The following is a 16,707-nucleotide window of genomic DNA, read 5'->3' on the forward strand; positions in this document are numbered from 1 at the left end:
GTTCCCCTCTAGCCTTCGAATTTTGAAAGCAGAAGACTTACGTTATGTCCTCCAAATCCGAACGAATTGCTGATGACGTATTTCAATTCTTTTTCCACAGCATTTCGCGGGACATGATTAAGCGGACATTCCGGATCTATATTGTCGAGATTCGCCGTCGGAGGAATCGTCTGTTCCAACAGAGCTTTGACGCTGACAATGAATTCAATCCCCGCGGCGGCACCAAGCAGATGCCCTGTAGAGGATTTTGTCGAACTCACGCGCAGGGAATCCCTGGTTCCGAAAAGACCTGTTATAGCTTCTGATTCAGCTCTGTCATTATACAAAGTGGAAGTACCGTGAGCGTTTATATAATCGATATCGTCCGGTTCAAGCCCCGCGTCCAGCAGGGCCATCTTCATGGCCTTGACCGCCCCCGCTCCTCCCGGGACGGGGGATGTCATATGATAAGCGTCGCCAGACATCCCCACTCCTGATAATTCCGCCAGGATCTCCGCTCCCCTTGCTCTCGCGTGAGAGAGTTCCTCAAGAAGAACCAGGCCAGCCCCCTCTGACATGACAAAACCGTCCCTGTCGACGTCGAAGGGTCTGCTGGCTGCGGATGGGTCATCGTTGCGCGTCGAGAGGGCTTTCATTGAACAGAATCCTCCCAGAGCCATCGGAGAGATCGTCCCTTCAGCACCGCCTGTGAGAGCAGCTTCCGAATAACCCTGCTTGATAAGCATAAATGCCGTCGCTATAGCGTTACCGCCTGATGCGCATGCCGATACGGTGCAGTAATTCGGTCCTTTCAATCCATACCTGATCGAGACAAGGCCTGAAGCCATGTCGGAGATCATCATCGGGATATAAAAGGGACTTATCTTCCCGGGGCCTTTTTCGATAAGATTATGATGCTGAGTCTCGAACGTGATTATGCCCCCGATACCTGAACCGATTATCGTCGCGATATTCTCCCCGTCAATATCGCAGCCTTCGAAACTGCGCATAGCTTCAACCGAAGCGGCCATCGCGAGATGAACGAAACGATCCATCCTCCTAGCGTCTTTTTTGTCGATATAATCGAGTGGATCGAAGTTCCTGACCTCTCCGCCGATCCTGCTGGAATATCCGGTCGTATCAAAAGCCTGTATCAGGCCTATGCCTGAATTCCCCGCCTTGATGTTCAACCAGCTTTCATCGACAGTATTCCCGCATGGAGTCACCGCTCCCAGTCCAGTGACCACGACTCTTCTGCCATTATCGAACACGTTTTCCCCCTCGCAGGTCCGTTTTCGTTAAAATGCGCGCATCAGTTAAGGGAGTTATTCTGTTATATGCGCCTTGATATACTCGATAGCGGCTCCGACCTTCGTGATCTTTTCCGCTTCATCGTCAGGGATCTCGACGCCGAATTCTTCCTCGAGAGCCATGACCAGTTCAACCGTGTCGAGCGAATCCGCTCCAAGGTCATCGATAAAAGATGCCTCGGGAATGATCTGGTCCTGGTTAACTGAAAGCTGATCTTCTACTACTTTCTTGACTCTTTCTTCTACTGATGCCATCGTTCTTCGACCTCCTGTAAGCTCTGTCTTTTATTTTAAGACATTATCATCCCACCGTCACAGTTTATCACCTGTCCCGTGACGTAACTTCCCAGCTCAGAAACCAGGAAGAGAACGATGCTTGCGACATCATCCCCTGTCCCGAATTTTCCGAGAGGGATCATGCGGCGCATTCCTTCCTTTACTTCCTTGGGAAGCACGGAAGTCATCGCCGTCTCGATGAAACCGGGAGCGATCGCGTTTACCGTCACGTTCCTTGGCGCAAACTCTCTCGCGACCGATTTCGAGAACCCGATTATACCTGCCTTGCTGGCCGCGTAATTGCTCTGGCCGGCGTTACCCATCTGCCCGATCACCGATGCTATGCTGACTATTCGACCGAAGCGCTTTTTGAACATATGCTTCGATACGACCTTCGTCATGTTGAATGTCCCGGTGAGATTTACGTCGATGACGCTTTTCCACTCATCCTCACTCATCCTCAGAAGCAGGTTATCTCTCGTTATACCGGCATTGTTGATCAGGAAATGTATCTGGTCCCTCCACGCGAGGGTTTCCTTCACGCATTCCTGGACTCCGGCGTAGTCGGCGACATTGCACTTCAGGGCCATGCCTCTGCCACCTGCTTCTTCAAGCAGGTCGACAGTCTCCCTGGCAGTATCGATATTCATGTCGATGACCGCCACGTCTGCCCCGTTTCTCCCCAGTGCAAGAGCGATGTCGCGCCCTATACCCTGTCCGGCGCCGGTGACTAAAGCTGTCTTTTCTTTCAGGTCAATCATAACGCAGTCCTGTATATCAAAAACTCTCTTTCACGTAAAGCAGAACTTTATTTAAATTACACTTCTCTTTCAAGAAACTTCTGCAGATCTTCGACCGAGCCTGCCGGTTCGACCTGCCTGCTCCTGTCTATTCTCTTCATCAACCCGGCCAGGACCTTTCCCGGACCGGCTTCAATGACCGGGCCGTCCCATTCGCCAAGCAGCAACCTCATAGATTCAGCCCATAGAACCGGGCTTGTAAGCTGCCTTGAAAGGGCGTCGATTATTTCTTCCCTTGATCTTATCAGCCTCGCGTCGGCGTTGCATATTACTCCCGTATCAGCGTCTTCGATCGTGAAACTCTTTATATATGCCACCAGGTCATCCTGGGCCGGCGCCACCAGGGGGGAATGAAACGCTCCACTGACGTTAAGCCTTACTACTTTTTTTGCTCCCGAGGCGTCAGCGATCTTCATCGCTGTTTCCACCGCTTCGATATTTCCAGAGATTACGATCTGACCGGGGGAATTGATATTCGCTATGACGACGGTCTGGCCCCCGGTCGAAGCTTCCCTGCAGGCGGCGGCCACTTCTTCCTCTTCCAGTCCGATGACGGCAGCCATCGTTCCCGGACGTTCGAGGCCAGCATTGAACATAAGTTCGCCTCTCCTGCGCACGATCCTCAGTGCGTCCATTCCGTCGAGCACCCCTGAAGCGACGAGCGCGGAATATTCTCCAAGACTGTGGCCAGCCGTCATCGCCGGTTCGACCCCGGCTTCCTCCCGCAGGATCCTCAGCGCGATTATACTGTGAAGGAGGATCGCCGGCTGCGCGTTCCTCGTTTCGGTAAGTTCATCCGGATCTCCATCGAAACAGAGTCTCGAAAGGGAAAAGCCGAGGACATCGTCCGCTTCACTGAACATCTCCCGGGCGACGGGAAATGTTTCTGCCAGATCCTTCCCCATACCCACGTACTGCGATCCCTGTCCTGGAAAAAGCATTGCGGCTTTCATCAATTGATCTCCTTGTCATCAGACCCGGCACCGGCCCCTGAACAGAAGAAGCCTATATGATCCCTATCTCTTGAAAAGGACCGCACCCCATGTCAGTCCTCCGCCGAAAGCTACCATTATTACCAGATCATCTTTTTTAAGGACTCCGCTTTCATTTATCTCGCCAAGCGCGATCGGAATGCTTGCCGACGAGGTGTTCCCGATCCTGTCAATATTTACTACGACCTGTTCCCTGTCGAGTTTGAGTCTTTTTCTGACACCTTCGATTATCCTGATATTGGCCTGGTGCGGAATGAGAAACGACACATCGTCAGTCGTCAGGCCTGCTTCCACAAGAGTCCTTTGTGCCGCGTCAACCATGGATCTGACTGCGTATTTAAAGAGCCCGTCCCCTTTCATCTTCACGTACTGCAGGCGCTCATCGAGATTTTCGGCCGTGATCGGATTCCTTGACCCTCCTCCGGGGAGAAAGAGCAGTTCTCCGAGTGATCCGTCACTCTGCATGAATGTACCGAGTATCCCCTCTCCCTGCGGACAGCTCTCAAGTACCACTGCTCCCGCTCCATCGCCGAACAGGACGCAAGTCTTTCGGTCTTCCCAGTCTATTATCTTTGACAGCACCTCTACGCCGACGACAAGGGCTTTCTTCACGTGTCCCATGCCGATCATAGACTGGGCGACTGTTACTGCGTAGATAAAGCCTGAACATGCCGCGCTGATGTCGAACGCGGCTGCTCGCTTTGCTCCAAGCTTGTCCTGGATGATGCATCCCGTCGCGGGAAGGGCCATATCGGCAGTCACTGTAGCTACGATGATCAGATCGAGGTCTTCAGCATCTACACCGGCGTCTTTCAGGGCAGCCTTCGCCGCCTCGAGCGAAAGATCGCTCGCCGCCTGCTCGGGAGTAGCTATCCTTCTTTCCCTTATGCCGCTTCGAGTGACGATCCACTCATCCGTCGTATCGACCATCGTTTCAAGCTCGGCGTTCGTCAGGATTCGATCAGGTATGTAATATCCTATACCTGTGATCTTCGCGCTCATTTTTTCGCTTGTGGAAATCACTGACCGTCTGCCTCCATTCTGTCCCTGAGCTTCTTGTTCATACCGCTTACGTAGAAAGCCTCTGCCGCGAAAAGAGCGTTTTTGACAGCCTTGGCGTTGGAGCCTCCATGACCGATAAGCGTGATCCCTTCGACTCCGAGGAGCGGCATCCCTCCATATTCTGAATAATCCAGGGTCCTCTTTACCCTGGCAAAAGCGGGCTTCATGAGAAAAGCCCCGAGTTTGGCGATCCTGTGCTCGGCGACCCCTTCCTTGATCAGGCTGTTCATGTAGTCTATTATAGATTCGGTGAACTTCAGAACGACATTCCCCGTAAATCCATCGGTGACGACGACGTCGACAGTATCGAGAAAAATATCATGACCCTCGACATTTCCGACAAAATTTACGCTGCTTTTTTCGAGAAGCTTGTGCGTCTCCCGGGCAAGTTCGTTACCTTTTGAGGATTCCTCCCCGATACTGAGAAGCCCTACCCTGGGATTATTCCTTTTCAGTACTATTTCAGCGTAGATCGATCCCATCAGGGCGAACTGCTCCAGATGTTTCGGGATGCAGTCGGAATTGGCTCCTCCGTCGAGAAATATCGTTCCGCCTGTCTTGGTGGGAAAGTGTATGGCGATCGCCGGTCTTGAGACCCCGGGAATCCTGCCGTACGAAAAAAGAGAGGATGCCACCGCGGCACCTGTATTTCCAGCGCTCAGAACCGCTTCGGCGAGACCGTCACGGACCAGGCCGGTAGCGACGGCGATCGAGGAACTCCTCTTCCTCCTCAGCGCCGTAGCGGGGGATTCCGACATCCCTATAACTTCGGGGGCGTGGACTATCTCAACATGATCGACCAGCCCTCCCTGTTCGGCAAAGAATTCTTCTATCAGAGACTGGTCACCGACCAGGATGACATCAAATCTGCCTGAAGCCTCTTTGACGGCTTCGATTGCTCCCTTGATGATTTCCTCCGGCGCGTTGTCGCCGCCCATTGCATCCAAAGCTATTTTCATCATCACTCCGGAATAAATGCCGGCAACAGGCGTGGCACAGCCGCTGTCGACAGGGAATCCAGGTCGTTAAAGAAAAAGTCCGGGAGGATCAACTCTCGTCTTTTTCAGAGGGCTTGATAACTTCGCGTCCGCCATAATACCCGCAATTCGGACAGACTACATGGGGTTGCTTCGGCTGATGACAATGCGAACATGTCGCCAGGGCAGGAGATTCTGCCTTCCAGTGAGTCCTGCGGCTGTGCTTTTTCGCTTTCGAAGTCCTTCTTTTTGGTACTGCCATTATCACTCCTCCCGCTTCAGGGGATCTTGATTATCGTCAATTTCTACCTTGATCCGATCAAGTGCGGCCCATCTGGGGTCGACTTCTTCCTTACTGCATTCGCATCTTCCAGTATTAAGATCGGTTCCGCAGGAGGCGCATATCCCGGCGCACTCTTCCCTGCAGAGATATTTAATAGGAAGCTCCAGCAGGATCGCTTCCCTTACCCGCGGAAAGATATCATAGGAGAAGGTATCGCCCAGTGAAAGAAAAACAAAATCATCTTCATCCTCTATCCCGGGCAGTACTGATCTCTCTCCGCGTTGAAAGACTATCTCGAATTCAGTACTCACAAAGTGATCGAAGGGTATCCCGCAGCGGCTGCATTCTGTCGATAAAACGCAATCGACCTTCGCTTCGAGCAGGTAACGAATGCCTGTCTTCGTAACCCTCGCTTCGACAACCGCCCTGCAGTCATTCTCACCGCCGTCGAAAGAGGGCAGTTCGAACCCTTCGCTGAAGGAAAAGGACTCCCGGTCCTCAACATGACCCAGGTCCAGTTCCATTTTATGAAAATCCTTCTCCATAAAGCGTTTATATTAATCTTCAGAAAACACGATAGCAAGCTCTTTTTCTGCTGATTCCGGTGAATCTGAAGCATGTACGGCATTTGTCTGGAGACTCGCGCCATATATATATCGGATCGTACCTGGCCGCGCGTCGGCAGGATCGGTCGCGCCGACAAGCTCGCGAACCATCTTGACGGCATTTTCCTTTTCCAGTTCGAGTCCGATAACGTCACCAGATGTAATATATTCTATCAGATCCTTAAAGAAAGGTTTTTCGGCATGGATCCCGTAAAAATCCTCAGCCCTGTCGACTTCGAAGCTGAATTGCTTCATCCGCAGTATATTGAGACCGTTCTTTAGAATAAAATCGATAATCTCTCCCTGTTTTCTGGCCTTTACCATCTCCGGTTTGATCATCAGGTAAGTCTTTTCCACGAATGCCTCCATCATTGAAAAACCCTGACAGGCAGATCGACAGTATTACCTGCCCCATTGGAAATATCCACCCGCTTTCGCCAGTTTCAGTTCTGCCCGATCAATCCCGCTACGATACCGGCTATCATCGCAGGAGTCTCCGCCACATCAACGCCGGCCTCAGCGAAAGCCGCCACCTTTTCCGCTGCTGTCCCAGTCCCGCCTGTCACTATAGCTCCGGCGTGTCCCATCCGTTTTCCGGGGGGCGCGGTCCTTCCGGCAATGAACGCGGCAACCTTTTTCGGATATCCGTCCTTGATCATCATTGCGGCTTTTTCCTCGTCATTTCCGCCGATCTCGCCTATGAGCACGACCACTTCGGTCTCGTCATCTTCAGCAAAAAGATCCATCGCGTCGAGCAGGTTGGTACCGATTACAGGATCTCCTCCGATACCGAGACATGTCGACTGGCCAAAACCGTTTTTTGAAAGATGATATACGATCTCATAAGTCAAGGTACCACTTCGTGATACAACCCCCACATTACCTTCTTTGTGAATATTGCCCGGCATGATCCCGACCTTGGACTTCCCCGGCGATATCACACCCGGACTGTTGGGGCCGATCACCCTCGTACCTCTTTCGCGCGTATATGGAAGGACTTTCAGCATATCCCTTACCGGCAGACCTTCGGATATACAGACGACCAGCGATATTCCGGCATCCGACGCCTCAAATATCGCATCGGCGGCAAACGGGGCCGGTACGTAGATCACGCTTGTGTTCGCCCCGGTCTCTCTGACTGCTTCTTCCATACTGTTGAAGACCGGGACTCCATCCTCTGTCTTCATTCCGCCCTTGCCAGGCGTGACTCCTCCAACGACATTCGTCCCGTAAGCCACCATCTGGCTGGCATGGAACCCGCCATCTCGTCCAGTGATCCCCTGGACAATCAACCTGGTATTTTTATCGATAAGAATACTCAAGACCAGCTCCCTTTCCAGTGATCACGAACCCGCGATCTCGATTGCTTTCTTAACTCCCTCATCCATCGTGGCGGCGCTTTCCAGTTCGGTATCTTCAAGAAGCTCTCTCGCTTCCTTCTCGTTCGTGCCGGTCAGCCTGACTACCAGCGGTACATCGATTCCGAGTTTCTCCCTGGCTTCAAGAAGCCCTCTCGCCACATCGTCGCACCTCGTTATTCCGCCGAAAATATTTATAAGGATAGCTTTTACCTTTTCGTCCCGGAGAATGATCTTCATCGCGGAAAGCACCTTTTCCGGGTTTGAAGAACCTCCTATATCGAGAAAATTCGCCGGTTCAGCCCCGTAGTACTTGATCATGTCCATAGTCGCCATCGCGAGACCCGCACCGTTGACTATGCACCCGATATTTCCATCCAGCTTGACGAATGAAAGATCAGCCTCTCTCGCCTCGACCTCTCCGGCATCCTCAGCCGAATCATCCCTGAGCGCCTCGATCTCCTTGTGCCTGTAAAGGCTGTTGTCATCGATATTGATCTTCGCGTCGATCGCCCAGACCTTTCCATCGGGACTTACGACAAGCGGGTTGATCTCTGCAAGTGACGAATCGATCTCCATGAACGCTTCGTAGAGCGACCTGAAGACAGGAGAGAGCTGTTTAGCCACATCCTTGTCGCTGGTCAGGAAAGAGGCCATCTTTCTTGTCTGGAATGGAAGAAGCCCCGTCACCGGGTCTATGACTACCTTGAGTATCTTCTCCGGAGTCGACCTCGCTACTTCCTCGATGTCAATCCCGCCGGCAGGCGATATCATCATAAGAGGTTTCCGCGTCACGCGATCGACGACCATTCCGACATAGAATTCCTCCGAAATATCGACCGCTTTCGCGATGAGGATCTTTTCAACTTTCAAGCCCTTGATATCCATCCCCAGGATCGCTTTGGCTTTCTCGACTGCTTCAGCGGGACTTGAAGCGAGTTTGACTCCTCCAGCTTTCCCCCTGCCACCGACGAGGACCTGGGCCTTTACGACGACCGGGCAACCGAGATCCTCAGCCGCAGGGCCTGCGTCTTCAGCTTCTGTTACAAAACAGCTTGGTGGTACGGGAAGACCGAACCTGGTAAATATCCCCCTCGCGTCACCTTCATGGATCTTCAATTCTGACCTCCACTCCTGAATTATATATGTCAAACTCCCTACTTCAGGTAATCTTTCAGGACATCCCTTAGGTTCGGATGGCCGATCTCGCAGAGATCATACTTCACCCGGGCGCATGGCTGGGAGATCTTGACTACCCTGCTGAGATCGATCGGTGTCCCGATGATGACCGTGTCACATTCGACTTTGGCTATCGTCGCCTCCAGGTCCCTGATCTGCTCATCTCCATATCCCATCGCCGGCAGAAGTGTGCCGACATCGGGATATCTCGAGAATGTCCTGGCGATCTTGCCGGTCGCCCAGGGTCTTGGATCGACGAGTTCGCTGGCACCGAACTTCAGGGCGGCCATTATGCCGGCTCCGTACTTCATGCCGCCGTGCGTGAGAGTCGGCCCGTCCTCGACGCAAAGGACTTTCTTGCCCCTGATAAGTTCAGGCTTGTCAACGCTTAAAGGTGAAGCGGCATCGACGACGATCGCGCCTGGATTAAACTGGTCGATATTTTCCCTGACCTCCTCTATCCCCTCTAGATCGGCCGTATCGATCTTATTGATCACTATGACATCAGCCATGAGAAGATTGGCAAAACCTGGATAGTAGTCGAGTTCATGCGAAGGCCTGTGGGGATCGACTACCACGATGCTCAGGTCCGGTCTGTAGAAAGGCATATCATTGTTTCCGCCGTCCCAGAGGATCACATCGGCTTCCTTCTCCGCTTCCCTGAGGATAGCTTCATAGTCGACGCCGGCGTATATGATGATGCCATTGACGATATGAGGTTCGTATTCTTCCATCTCCTCGATTGTGCACTTGTGTTTTTTAAGGTCATCCAGACTTGCGAATCTCTGCACCTTCTGTTCTACAAGATTCCCGTAAGGCATCGGGTGCCTGATCGCCGCGACCTTTTTGCCCGCTTCGAGAAGAAGTTTCGCCACTGTCCTGGTCGTCTGGCTCTTTCCGCATCCGGTACGGGTCGCGCAGACCGAGATAAGAGGCTTTGTGCTTTTTATCATCGTGGGATCAGCGCCGGCAATCGTGAAATGAGCTCCGAGGGCATTGACAAGCTGTCCTTTCTGCATCACATACTGGCTCGTGACGTCACTGTAAGCGAATAAGACCTCTTCTATCTTTTCGTTTTCTATCAGTTCCACGAGTTTTTCTTCAGGATAGATAGGTATCCCATCTGGATAAAGGCTTCCGGCCAGTTCGGCGGGATATTTACGGTCATCGATATCGGGGATCTGCGTCGCGGTAAAGGCGACTACCTCGACCGTTTCATCATCCCGGTAAAGGGTGTTAAAGTTGTGAAAATCCCTTCCTGCCGCGCCCATGATAAGCATTCTTCTTCTACTCATATCTGTCTCTACCTCCATCGATCGTCATTGACAAATAAAAAACATCAAACCGGCATAAAACAGAATCTTTCCAGTGTCGTCTAAGAACCCTCCCTCATTTTATCTATCAGTCTGCTGGTCGAAAGACCTTCCACCATTTTTATCCTTTCAACTTTCCCGCCTCTCTTCTCCATGAAATCGGCTCCCACAATATCCCCGATCGGATATTCATCACCCTTGACCAGGATATCGGGACTTAGAGCCTCTATAGTCTCGAGAGGCGTATCTTCATCGAATATTGTGACATAATCGACGGCGCGAAGGCTGAGAAGCATGAAGACCCTGTCTTTTTCCTCAACGACTGGCCGGTCCTTTCCTTTGCCGAGACGCCTGATCGACCTGTCGCTGTTCACGCCGACTACAAGGATGTCACCCATCTCCCGGGCTTTTTCGAGCAAGGTCACGTGCCCCCGGTGGAGAATATCAAAACAGCCATTGGTAAAGACTATCCGGCGCGCCGAGTTTTCTTTTCTGAACCGCGCGAGCCTGCCGCGTACGATGACTCTCTCCTGTTCACTGATCATACCGTTATACGGGAAAGGATCCCGCCAGTTCCTTTCTGCTGACTGTCGCCGTACCCAGCTCTCTTACAACGATACCGGCGGCGGCGTTTGCCATTTCAATCGCGTCATATACGTGCGCCTTCGCCGCTAGCCCTGCAGCGAGTACGCTGATCACCGTATCACCGGCTCCCGTGACATCATATACCTCACTCGCCATCGTCGGGAAATGTCTCGGATCCTTCCCTCTTTCGTAAAGGGTCATCCCCTGCTCTCCCCTTGTAATCAGAACGACCGTCGCTCCAAGGTCCTCGAGGAGTGATCTTCCCACCATATCGAGTTCTTCATCAGTCTGGATCCTTATATTGTAAAAACCTCCGGCTTCCATCAGGTTCGGTGTAAGCCCCCAGGCTTTCCTGTAAAGTTCAAAATGCCCTTCCTTCGGATCGATAAGAAGAGGTATATCCTCTTCTTCACATATCCCCCTGACAGTATCCATCACATCCATCGATACCACGCCTTTTCCGTAGTCCGATACGATCACCGCTCCCGATGAGCTTACCGCCTTTCGCACCGCGGAACGTATCTTCCCGACGACCCTCGCCGACAGCGGCTCGCCTGATTCGAAATCGGCCCTGACGACCTGCTGATGATGAGCTACTATCCTGATTTTTTCGGTAGTGACTCTTCCGGGATCGGAGACTACAAATTCTGTCGATATTCCCTGCGTGGCGAGAAGCCTTCTGATCTCGCCGGCCTGGGGATCCCTTCCCAGGATGGCGACGAGCCTCGGAGTGCATCCCAGAGAAACAAGGTTCCACGCCACGTTTGCCGCTCCTCCCGGGCGTACGTCGGTCTTTTCGACGTTTACCACGGGTACTGGTGCTTCCGGACTAATCCGGTCGACCATCCCCCAGAAATATCTGTCGAGCATTATATCGCCGATCACAGCTACCGAGGATTTTTCAATTGAGGAACAGATCTGATTGACTCTTCGACGATTCATTTGAATTACCGCCAACTGATCCCGGATATCCGGGTGGATGACCGACACCTCTACAACTTCAACGGGATAGACCCGGATTTTTTTCATCGCGTGTGAATTGATTACAGCCTGACAATGACTATACAACGCACTTTCGGGAATATACCCCGAAGATTTCTATTATTCAAGAAGATATATCTGAATTCCCCCCGTATCTTTAATCATCACCGCATTGAAATGTATTCGTCATCTTCCAGGGGAGGGGATCCCACTCTCCTGAACCTGACCGTATCACAGAATTGATTATATAGTAATATTTTCCGCATTCGAACCCGATGGCGCGAAAAGGCGGACTTTCTCCGCCAGGCGAGGCCCAGGTCCCGTCGACGACGATCGCCTGCCGGCCTTTGAAGACGATTTTCTTATAACTTTCGATCTCTGTCTCTATCCCGAACGCCCCGGCGGAGGTCTCCCCGACAAGAACCACGAACTCCCGCACTGCGACCTTGCCACCGGTCGACATCCTGTAGAGAAGGACTGAACTCGTCTCCTTTCCCTTGATTTCCAGGGCAAGGTCATCCCTCTCCCGGGTAAACTCCTTTCCCCTGTGCAGCACGTCGAATCCGCGCGGGGTCCTGATAGAAAAACCGTCGAAGATCACCTTTTCCGGAAGAAGCTCAAGGGTCACCGAATCTATCAGTCCGCTCCTTAGATCCTCGATATTCATCGTTTCTTTGCTCTTTTCGCATCCTGGCGCGAAGATAGCGGACGAAAGAATGATAGAGAAGGCGAGAAGGACGAGCCTGGCATCCTGAGTTCTTAAGGCTTTCCCACCATCAGTATTCGTTATATCGGATAATCGTTGAAAGAAGGATTTCACTGCGTCTTCTCCCTCGCGGCGCCGGCGCCCGCGTTCTGCTGCTTTCCCGCGGGTAAGGAAAGGGTAGTAACTACCGCCGTAAGACTGGCGACGGCAAAGGTCATCACGCGGGCGGTAATGACCTTGTCCATTCCCGAAGCGATCCATATGATCGTAAATACCATACCTGTCACGATCGTCACGAGAGCCGCCCTGCCGTGGAACCTTTTCCAGAAAAGAGAGAGGAGTATCACGACCGAAAAATTACTCCCTATCCCCGCCCAGACATATCCTACCAGCCTGTGTATCAGCGCGCGTGGAAACGACCATGCCACACCGAGGGCTACCACAGCGATCATCGCGGTCACGAATCTCGAGACTAAAAGATCGTTTCTTTTTGCCTTTTCGGCTTTTCTCCGGTTGAGCGGTTTTATGATATTCTCATGCAACTCCGTCGCCGAAAGGATCAACAGGGAATCAGCGGTCGAAATCATCGCCGCTATCGCTCCGGTGATCAGTACTGCGGCGATCGCCGGATGGAATATCCTGAGCATCACCGCCGGCATGACATATTCCGGATCATCGAGTCCGCCCGGCCCGAAAAGTGCCAGTCCTATCCAGCCGATAGAGAGAGCTCCCATGTACGCGAGGATCGTCCAGGCGATCCCGATGTTTCTTGCCATCTTCCCATTTTTGGCGTCCCTGATCGCCATAAACCGCATCGAGAGTTGGGGCTGGCCGCCGAGATAACCGAAAAACCATGAAAAGCCGCCGGTAATGATGACTCCCGCGGCGAAACCACCTGTAGCCCCGGTGAACGAACTGTACGAATCTCCAGCCTTCGATAGTGCCTGCGGTATCGTTGAAGCGAAGATCCCGGGAGCGTTTGCTATCGTGATGATCCCGACGACAGGACCTGCGATAAGAGCGGTTATCATCACGATCGCCTGCACGGCGTCCGTGTAGACGACGCTCCTGAACCCTCCATATACCGTGTAGGGAATGATTATCAGGGCTGTAAGGATCATCCCTGATCGCGGATCGATCCCGAACATCGCGTGGAGAGTCTTTCCTCCTCCAAGAAATTGCGCGCCGATATAAAAGAAAAAGAAGAATACGATAGTCAGGCTCCCGACAGTCCGGATAGACTTTCCAAAATCGTTGTGCTTAAGGGAGATGTACTCTATGAATGAATTGACCCTGTATTTCTCGGCCTCGCTCCTCAGGCGCCACGCGATAGCGACCCAGGCTGTGAGTATTCCCGCTACGCATCCTATGGCTGTCCAGACCTCCATCAATCCGGTCGCGTATGCCGCTCCGGGAAGTCCTAGAAGAGCCCAGGACGATTCACCCGTCGCCCTTTCGGAAAGAGCCGCTATCCAGCCTGGAAGATCACGTCCGGCAATCATGAAATCTGAATCTGATTTTACCTTACGGCCTTGATAAATACCCCATGCCACAAGGAAGAAAAGATACCCTGCCATCACCGCGAGTATCTGGGAATTCTCTCTCAAGTATGACTCCTTCCGACAATATCGCGATCCCCAACGGTCAGACCGTCCCCGATCGCGGACGCGGCCTCACGGCGGACCGGAGGTATGACTTTATGCCAGACTGGCGTCGACCGGCAAGTAATAAAAAGTTATCAGGAACAACTTGCCTGCCACCGCCTCTTGATCGAGCGTTGTTGACTGATGGTCGATTATCTGTTAATCATATCATTGACAGTTACCACAGTTACGGCGAAAGGAAATACAATGGAAAAAAAACCGCAGCAGCAACAGATCCAGCTTGAACTCGATCCGAAAACAGCTGAAGGGATCTATTCGAACTTTGTCCTTACCGGATCGACCCCATCCGAATTCATCCTTGATTTCGCAAGGATGCTTCCAGGCCTCCAGAAAGCCAAGGTCCTTTCAAGGATCATAATGACGCCTCAATCAGCCAAATCCCTTCTTTCGGTGCTGACAAGGACGGTTGAGCAGTACGAGAAGAATTTCGGCGAGATCAAGATGAAGGGAATAAAGGGAGCCCCGACGATAGGTTTTCAGTCAACGGTCATAGACGAAACGGACAAAAAAAACTGAATCTCAGGACGGATCTTTCCCTGGATCGGGACTGGTCTTCCATCTTTTATGAGCCCAGAAATAGTGGTCGGGATATTTTCTTACGCAATCCTCAAGCGCTTTGACGTGCGCCGCGGTCAGCCTCAGGATCTCTTTATCGACCGGGGCGCTTCTGTCTACTTCGATCGGCGGCATAAAGACAGTCTCGTGGGTCTCATCAGCCTTTCTTACTATATAACAGAATATGATCGGGCAACCTGTCCTGCAGGCAAACTGGGCAGCGCCGGGATATGTCGAAGCGGGAATACCGAAAAAATCGACGAATATGCCATGTTTCCTGGCATCCTGGTCGGAAAGGAGGGCGACAAGCCTCTTCTTTTTCAGAGACCTGAATATGCCGCGTGCCGCGACGCCCCTGGAGATAATACCTATTCCCGCACCGCGTCGAAGATCGTTCATAAGGGCGTCGACCATCCTGTTCCCCTGCCGTCCGACGAGAAAATCGACTTCGAATCCATGCGCGACAGCGGCAGCTCCAAGAAATTCCCACGAGCCGAAATGACCGGTTACGACGACGACACCCGCTCCTTTGTCCAGCGCGTCATCGACATATTGGCGTCCGGTCAACCTGACCAGTTCTATCAGCCTCTTTTTTCGCTGCTTCTTCAGAGACGCGAACTCTATCATCGATTTCGCGAAATTGATATATGACCGTCTCGCTATCTTTCTTCGTTCTTTCGGCGTATATCGATCTCCGAAAGCTCTGCGAAGATTCTCGATACTCACATCCCTTCTTATTCTTACTATATCAAATGCTATTATGCCCAGAATCGAGGCAAGCCTGACTGAAAGCCGCAGGGGAAGCAGCGAAGGAAGCCAGACCATGATCCTTACTCCGATGAGTTCCAGTCTATGCCTTATTCTTTTGATCCGGTCGATCTTGCCCTCCTCCACTTCAATGGACCATGCCACTCATCCGGTGACCACGTCCCGTGTGAGCTTATAAAAACAATCGCGCGAGAAGAGAGAACCTGATATCTATAGCGTCCTCCGGACAGAGTTCGTGGCAGCACATGCACTGTATGCATCCCTTCTGATCAATAACGAAACTCTCTCTCTCTTTTCTTATCGTCTGGACGGGACAACTTTTCGCGCATTGCCCGCATAGGATGCATCTTCCGGTCGCTATCTCGAGCTTGAGCCACACGAGCGGAGCGACCATTCTCGCCAGAGGCCGTGGTATCATCCTCAGTTTTCTGTTTGAGGGAAGGATGAAATTGTCAGGCCTGGTGACCTCCCTGGCTCCTATCACGCCGATATTCTCAAAACGGCCGTTCCCCACTCCTCTCTCATCAGCTATCCTCGTGGTATCGATCTGTCCTTCCCTGAAACCGACAATGTCGGCTATCACCGCGTCAACGGCTACGGCATCGCCCCCCGCCGCGAGGAGATCGAGTTTTTTCGCTCTCCCCGAACTGGGCCCGTTCCCTTCCATCGACAGTATTCCATCTATTATAGTAAGTGAGGGAGAAATCAGCCTGTACAACTCAACGAGCATTTCGGCAAATTCTCCAGGCTTCGGAAAAAGCTTGTGCAGTTCAGATTTTCTGAAACCCGGTATCACGCCGAAGAGGTTCTTTACGCCTCCCGTCAGCAGCGTAAGGGTATGTGTCTTCAATTTCGCGATGTTTATTACAAGGTCGGCCTCCAGGACGGCTTTCGAGATATAGAACCTGTAGTTCCCTCTGACGATCTCCTCCAGTCCCGAAGTCTCGAAATTGACCAGGTCGATACCTGATTCCAGAGCCATATTTGTCATCCCGGTATTGTCCCAGACTCTCTTTACGCCTCTGATCGCCCCTCCTGGACTGTCCCCGATAAAGACTTCTCCCCCTGCTTCCCTTACCATTGCCGTGACGACCCGGACAACGTCCGGATGAGTAGTGATAGCCCTTTCAGGAGATTTTGCCGAAAGCAGGTTAGGTTTGACAAGAACCCTCTGGCCCGGCTGGACAAAAGAAGCGATACCTCCGAGCGGTTCGAGAAGCTTCTCCATAGCGGACCTCAACTTCTCCGGTTCATAGGAACCGCATCTGACCAGGGATACTATGCTCTTTTCAGTTTTTCGATCCATAGCGGTTT

General features: G+C 52.2%; 19 protein-coding genes. 1 reads left to right on the top strand and 18 read right to left on the bottom strand.

Annotation, left to right across the window (positions count from 1 at the left end; genetic code table 11):
• Positions 1-8: 8 nt before the first annotated feature.
• The 16 genes from fabF to JW814_08025 all read right to left on the bottom strand — a co-directional run bounded on the left by fabF (position 9) and on the right by JW814_08025 (position 14,013).
• Complete coding sequence (gene fabF / locus JW814_07950; GenBank protein ID MBN2071373.1) at positions 9-1,250, bottom strand: beta-ketoacyl-ACP synthase II; 1,242 nt, start codon at positions 1,248-1,250, stop codon at positions 9-11.
• A gap of 54 nt (positions 1,251-1,304) precedes the next feature.
• Positions 1,305-1,544 (bottom strand): acyl carrier protein, encoded by a 240-nt coding sequence (gene acpP, locus JW814_07955; protein MBN2071374.1) that lies wholly within the window; start codon positions 1,542-1,544, stop codon positions 1,305-1,307.
• Positions 1,545-1,579: 35 nt separating this feature from the next.
• Positions 1,580-2,323, bottom strand: a complete 744-nt coding sequence (gene fabG, locus JW814_07960) for a 3-oxoacyl-[acyl-carrier-protein] reductase (GenBank protein ID MBN2071375.1) — start codon at positions 2,321-2,323, stop codon at positions 1,580-1,582.
• Positions 2,324-2,382: 59 nt separating this feature from the next.
• The gene (gene fabD, locus JW814_07965; GenBank protein MBN2071376.1) at positions 2,383-3,318 is read right to left on the bottom strand and encodes an ACP S-malonyltransferase; all 936 of its coding nucleotides are present in this window, start codon (positions 3,316-3,318) and stop codon (positions 2,383-2,385) included.
• 63 nt (positions 3,319-3,381) lie between these two features.
• Positions 3,382-4,359 (bottom strand): ketoacyl-ACP synthase III, encoded by a 978-nt coding sequence (locus JW814_07970; GenBank protein ID MBN2071377.1) that lies wholly within the window; start codon positions 4,357-4,359, stop codon positions 3,382-3,384.
• A gap of 17 nt (positions 4,360-4,376) precedes the next feature.
• Complete coding sequence (gene plsX / locus JW814_07975) at positions 4,377-5,378, bottom strand: phosphate acyltransferase PlsX (GenBank protein ID MBN2071378.1); 1,002 nt, start codon at positions 5,376-5,378, stop codon at positions 4,377-4,379.
• A gap of 88 nt (positions 5,379-5,466) precedes the next feature.
• Positions 5,467-5,658: a 50S ribosomal protein L32 gene (gene rpmF / locus JW814_07980; GenBank protein ID MBN2071379.1), complete on the bottom strand. Its 192-nt coding sequence runs from the start codon at positions 5,656-5,658 to the stop codon at positions 5,467-5,469.
• 2 nt (positions 5,659-5,660) lie between these two features.
• The gene (locus JW814_07985) at positions 5,661-6,203 is read right to left on the bottom strand and encodes a DUF177 domain-containing protein (protein MBN2071380.1); all 543 of its coding nucleotides are present in this window, start codon (positions 6,201-6,203) and stop codon (positions 5,661-5,663) included.
• A gap of 33 nt (positions 6,204-6,236) precedes the next feature.
• Positions 6,237-6,641: a nucleoside-diphosphate kinase gene (gene ndk, locus JW814_07990; protein ID MBN2071381.1), complete on the bottom strand. Its 405-nt coding sequence runs from the start codon at positions 6,639-6,641 to the stop codon at positions 6,237-6,239.
• 86 nt (positions 6,642-6,727) lie between these two features.
• Entirely contained in the window at positions 6,728-7,606 is an 879-nt protein-coding gene (gene sucD, locus JW814_07995) for a succinate--CoA ligase subunit alpha (GenBank protein MBN2071382.1), read from the bottom strand.
• A gap of 21 nt (positions 7,607-7,627) precedes the next feature.
• Positions 7,628-8,761 carry an ADP-forming succinate--CoA ligase subunit beta gene (gene sucC, locus JW814_08000; GenBank protein MBN2071383.1) on the bottom strand — a complete coding sequence of 378 codons (1,134 nt, stop codon included), beginning with the start codon at positions 8,759-8,761 and terminating at the stop codon, positions 7,628-7,630.
• A 38-nt stretch (positions 8,762-8,799) separates the two neighbouring features.
• The gene (locus tag JW814_08005) at positions 8,800-10,116 is read right to left on the bottom strand and encodes a GTPase (GenBank protein MBN2071384.1); all 1,317 of its coding nucleotides are present in this window, start codon (positions 10,114-10,116) and stop codon (positions 8,800-8,802) included.
• Between the two features lie 80 nt (positions 10,117-10,196).
• The gene (gene rfaE2, locus JW814_08010) at positions 10,197-10,679 is read right to left on the bottom strand and encodes a D-glycero-beta-D-manno-heptose 1-phosphate adenylyltransferase (GenBank protein ID MBN2071385.1); all 483 of its coding nucleotides are present in this window, start codon (positions 10,677-10,679) and stop codon (positions 10,197-10,199) included.
• 4 nt (positions 10,680-10,683) lie between these two features.
• The gene (rfaE1, locus tag JW814_08015; protein MBN2071386.1) at positions 10,684-11,661 is read right to left on the bottom strand and encodes a D-glycero-beta-D-manno-heptose-7-phosphate kinase; all 978 of its coding nucleotides are present in this window, start codon (positions 11,659-11,661) and stop codon (positions 10,684-10,686) included.
• A gap of 196 nt (positions 11,662-11,857) precedes the next feature.
• Positions 11,858-12,520, bottom strand: a complete 663-nt coding sequence (locus tag JW814_08020) for a hypothetical protein (protein ID MBN2071387.1) — start codon at positions 12,518-12,520, stop codon at positions 11,858-11,860.
• Entirely contained in the window at positions 12,517-14,013 is a 1,497-nt protein-coding gene (locus JW814_08025; GenBank protein MBN2071388.1) for a sodium/proline symporter, read from the bottom strand. Before JW814_08025 ends, JW814_08020 begins: the two co-directional genes overlap by 4 nt.
• A gap of 243 nt (positions 14,014-14,256) precedes the next feature.
• Between JW814_08025 and JW814_08030 the strand changes: the two genes are divergently transcribed.
• The gene (locus tag JW814_08030) at positions 14,257-14,586 is read left to right on the top strand and encodes a DUF3467 domain-containing protein (GenBank protein ID MBN2071389.1); all 330 of its coding nucleotides are present in this window, start codon (positions 14,257-14,259) and stop codon (positions 14,584-14,586) included.
• A 3-nt stretch (positions 14,587-14,589) separates the two neighbouring features.
• On the opposite strand, the gene JW814_08035 is transcribed toward JW814_08030, so the two are convergent.
• Both JW814_08035 and JW814_08040 read right to left on the bottom strand, forming a co-directional pair.
• A complete protein-coding gene (locus JW814_08035; protein MBN2071390.1) occupies positions 14,590-15,537 on the bottom strand; it encodes a lysophospholipid acyltransferase family protein in 948 nt (315 codons plus the stop codon).
• A gap of 28 nt (positions 15,538-15,565) precedes the next feature.
• Positions 15,566-16,699: a DUF362 domain-containing protein gene (locus JW814_08040; GenBank protein ID MBN2071391.1), complete on the bottom strand. Its 1,134-nt coding sequence runs from the start codon at positions 16,697-16,699 to the stop codon at positions 15,566-15,568.
• Between the last annotated feature and the right edge of the window lie 8 nt (positions 16,700-16,707).

The organism is Candidatus Krumholzibacteriota bacterium, assembly GCA_016932415.1.
Lineage (GTDB): Bacteria > Krumholzibacteriota > Krumholzibacteriia > Krumholzibacteriales > Krumholzibacteriaceae > Krumholzibacterium.

Coding starts and splice junctions, on each gene's coding strand:
- acpP (MBN2071374.1), bottom strand. CDS start 1,544: ATGGCATCAGTAGAAGAAAGAGTCAAGAAAGTAGTAGAAGATCAGCTT.
- fabD (MBN2071376.1), bottom strand. CDS start 3,318: ATGAAAGCCGCAATGCTTTTTCCAGGACAGGGATCGCAGTACGTGGGT.
- JW814_07970 (MBN2071377.1), bottom strand. CDS start 4,359: ATGAGCGCGAAGATCACAGGTATAGGATATTACATACCTGATCGAATC.
- plsX (MBN2071378.1), bottom strand. CDS start 5,378: ATGAAAATAGCTTTGGATGCAATGGGCGGCGACAACGCGCCGGAGGAA.
- rpmF (MBN2071379.1), bottom strand. CDS start 5,658: ATGGCAGTACCAAAAAGAAGGACTTCGAAAGCGAAAAAGCACAGCCGC.
- JW814_07985 (MBN2071380.1), bottom strand. CDS start 6,203: ATGGAACTGGACCTGGGTCATGTTGAGGACCGGGAGTCCTTTTCCTTC.
- JW814_08005 (MBN2071384.1), bottom strand. CDS start 10,116: ATGAGTAGAAGAAGAATGCTTATCATGGGCGCGGCAGGAAGGGATTTT.
- rfaE2 (MBN2071385.1), bottom strand. CDS start 10,679: ATGATCAGTGAACAGGAGAGAGTCATCGTACGCGGCAGGCTCGCGCGG.
- rfaE1 (MBN2071386.1), bottom strand. CDS start 11,661: ATGAATCGTCGAAGAGTCAATCAGATCTGTTCCTCAATTGAAAAATCC.
- JW814_08030 (MBN2071389.1), top strand. CDS start 14,257: ATGGAAAAAAAACCGCAGCAGCAACAGATCCAGCTTGAACTCGATCCG.
- JW814_08040 (MBN2071391.1), bottom strand. CDS start 16,699: ATGGATCGAAAAACTGAAAAGAGCATAGTATCCCTGGTCAGATGCGGT.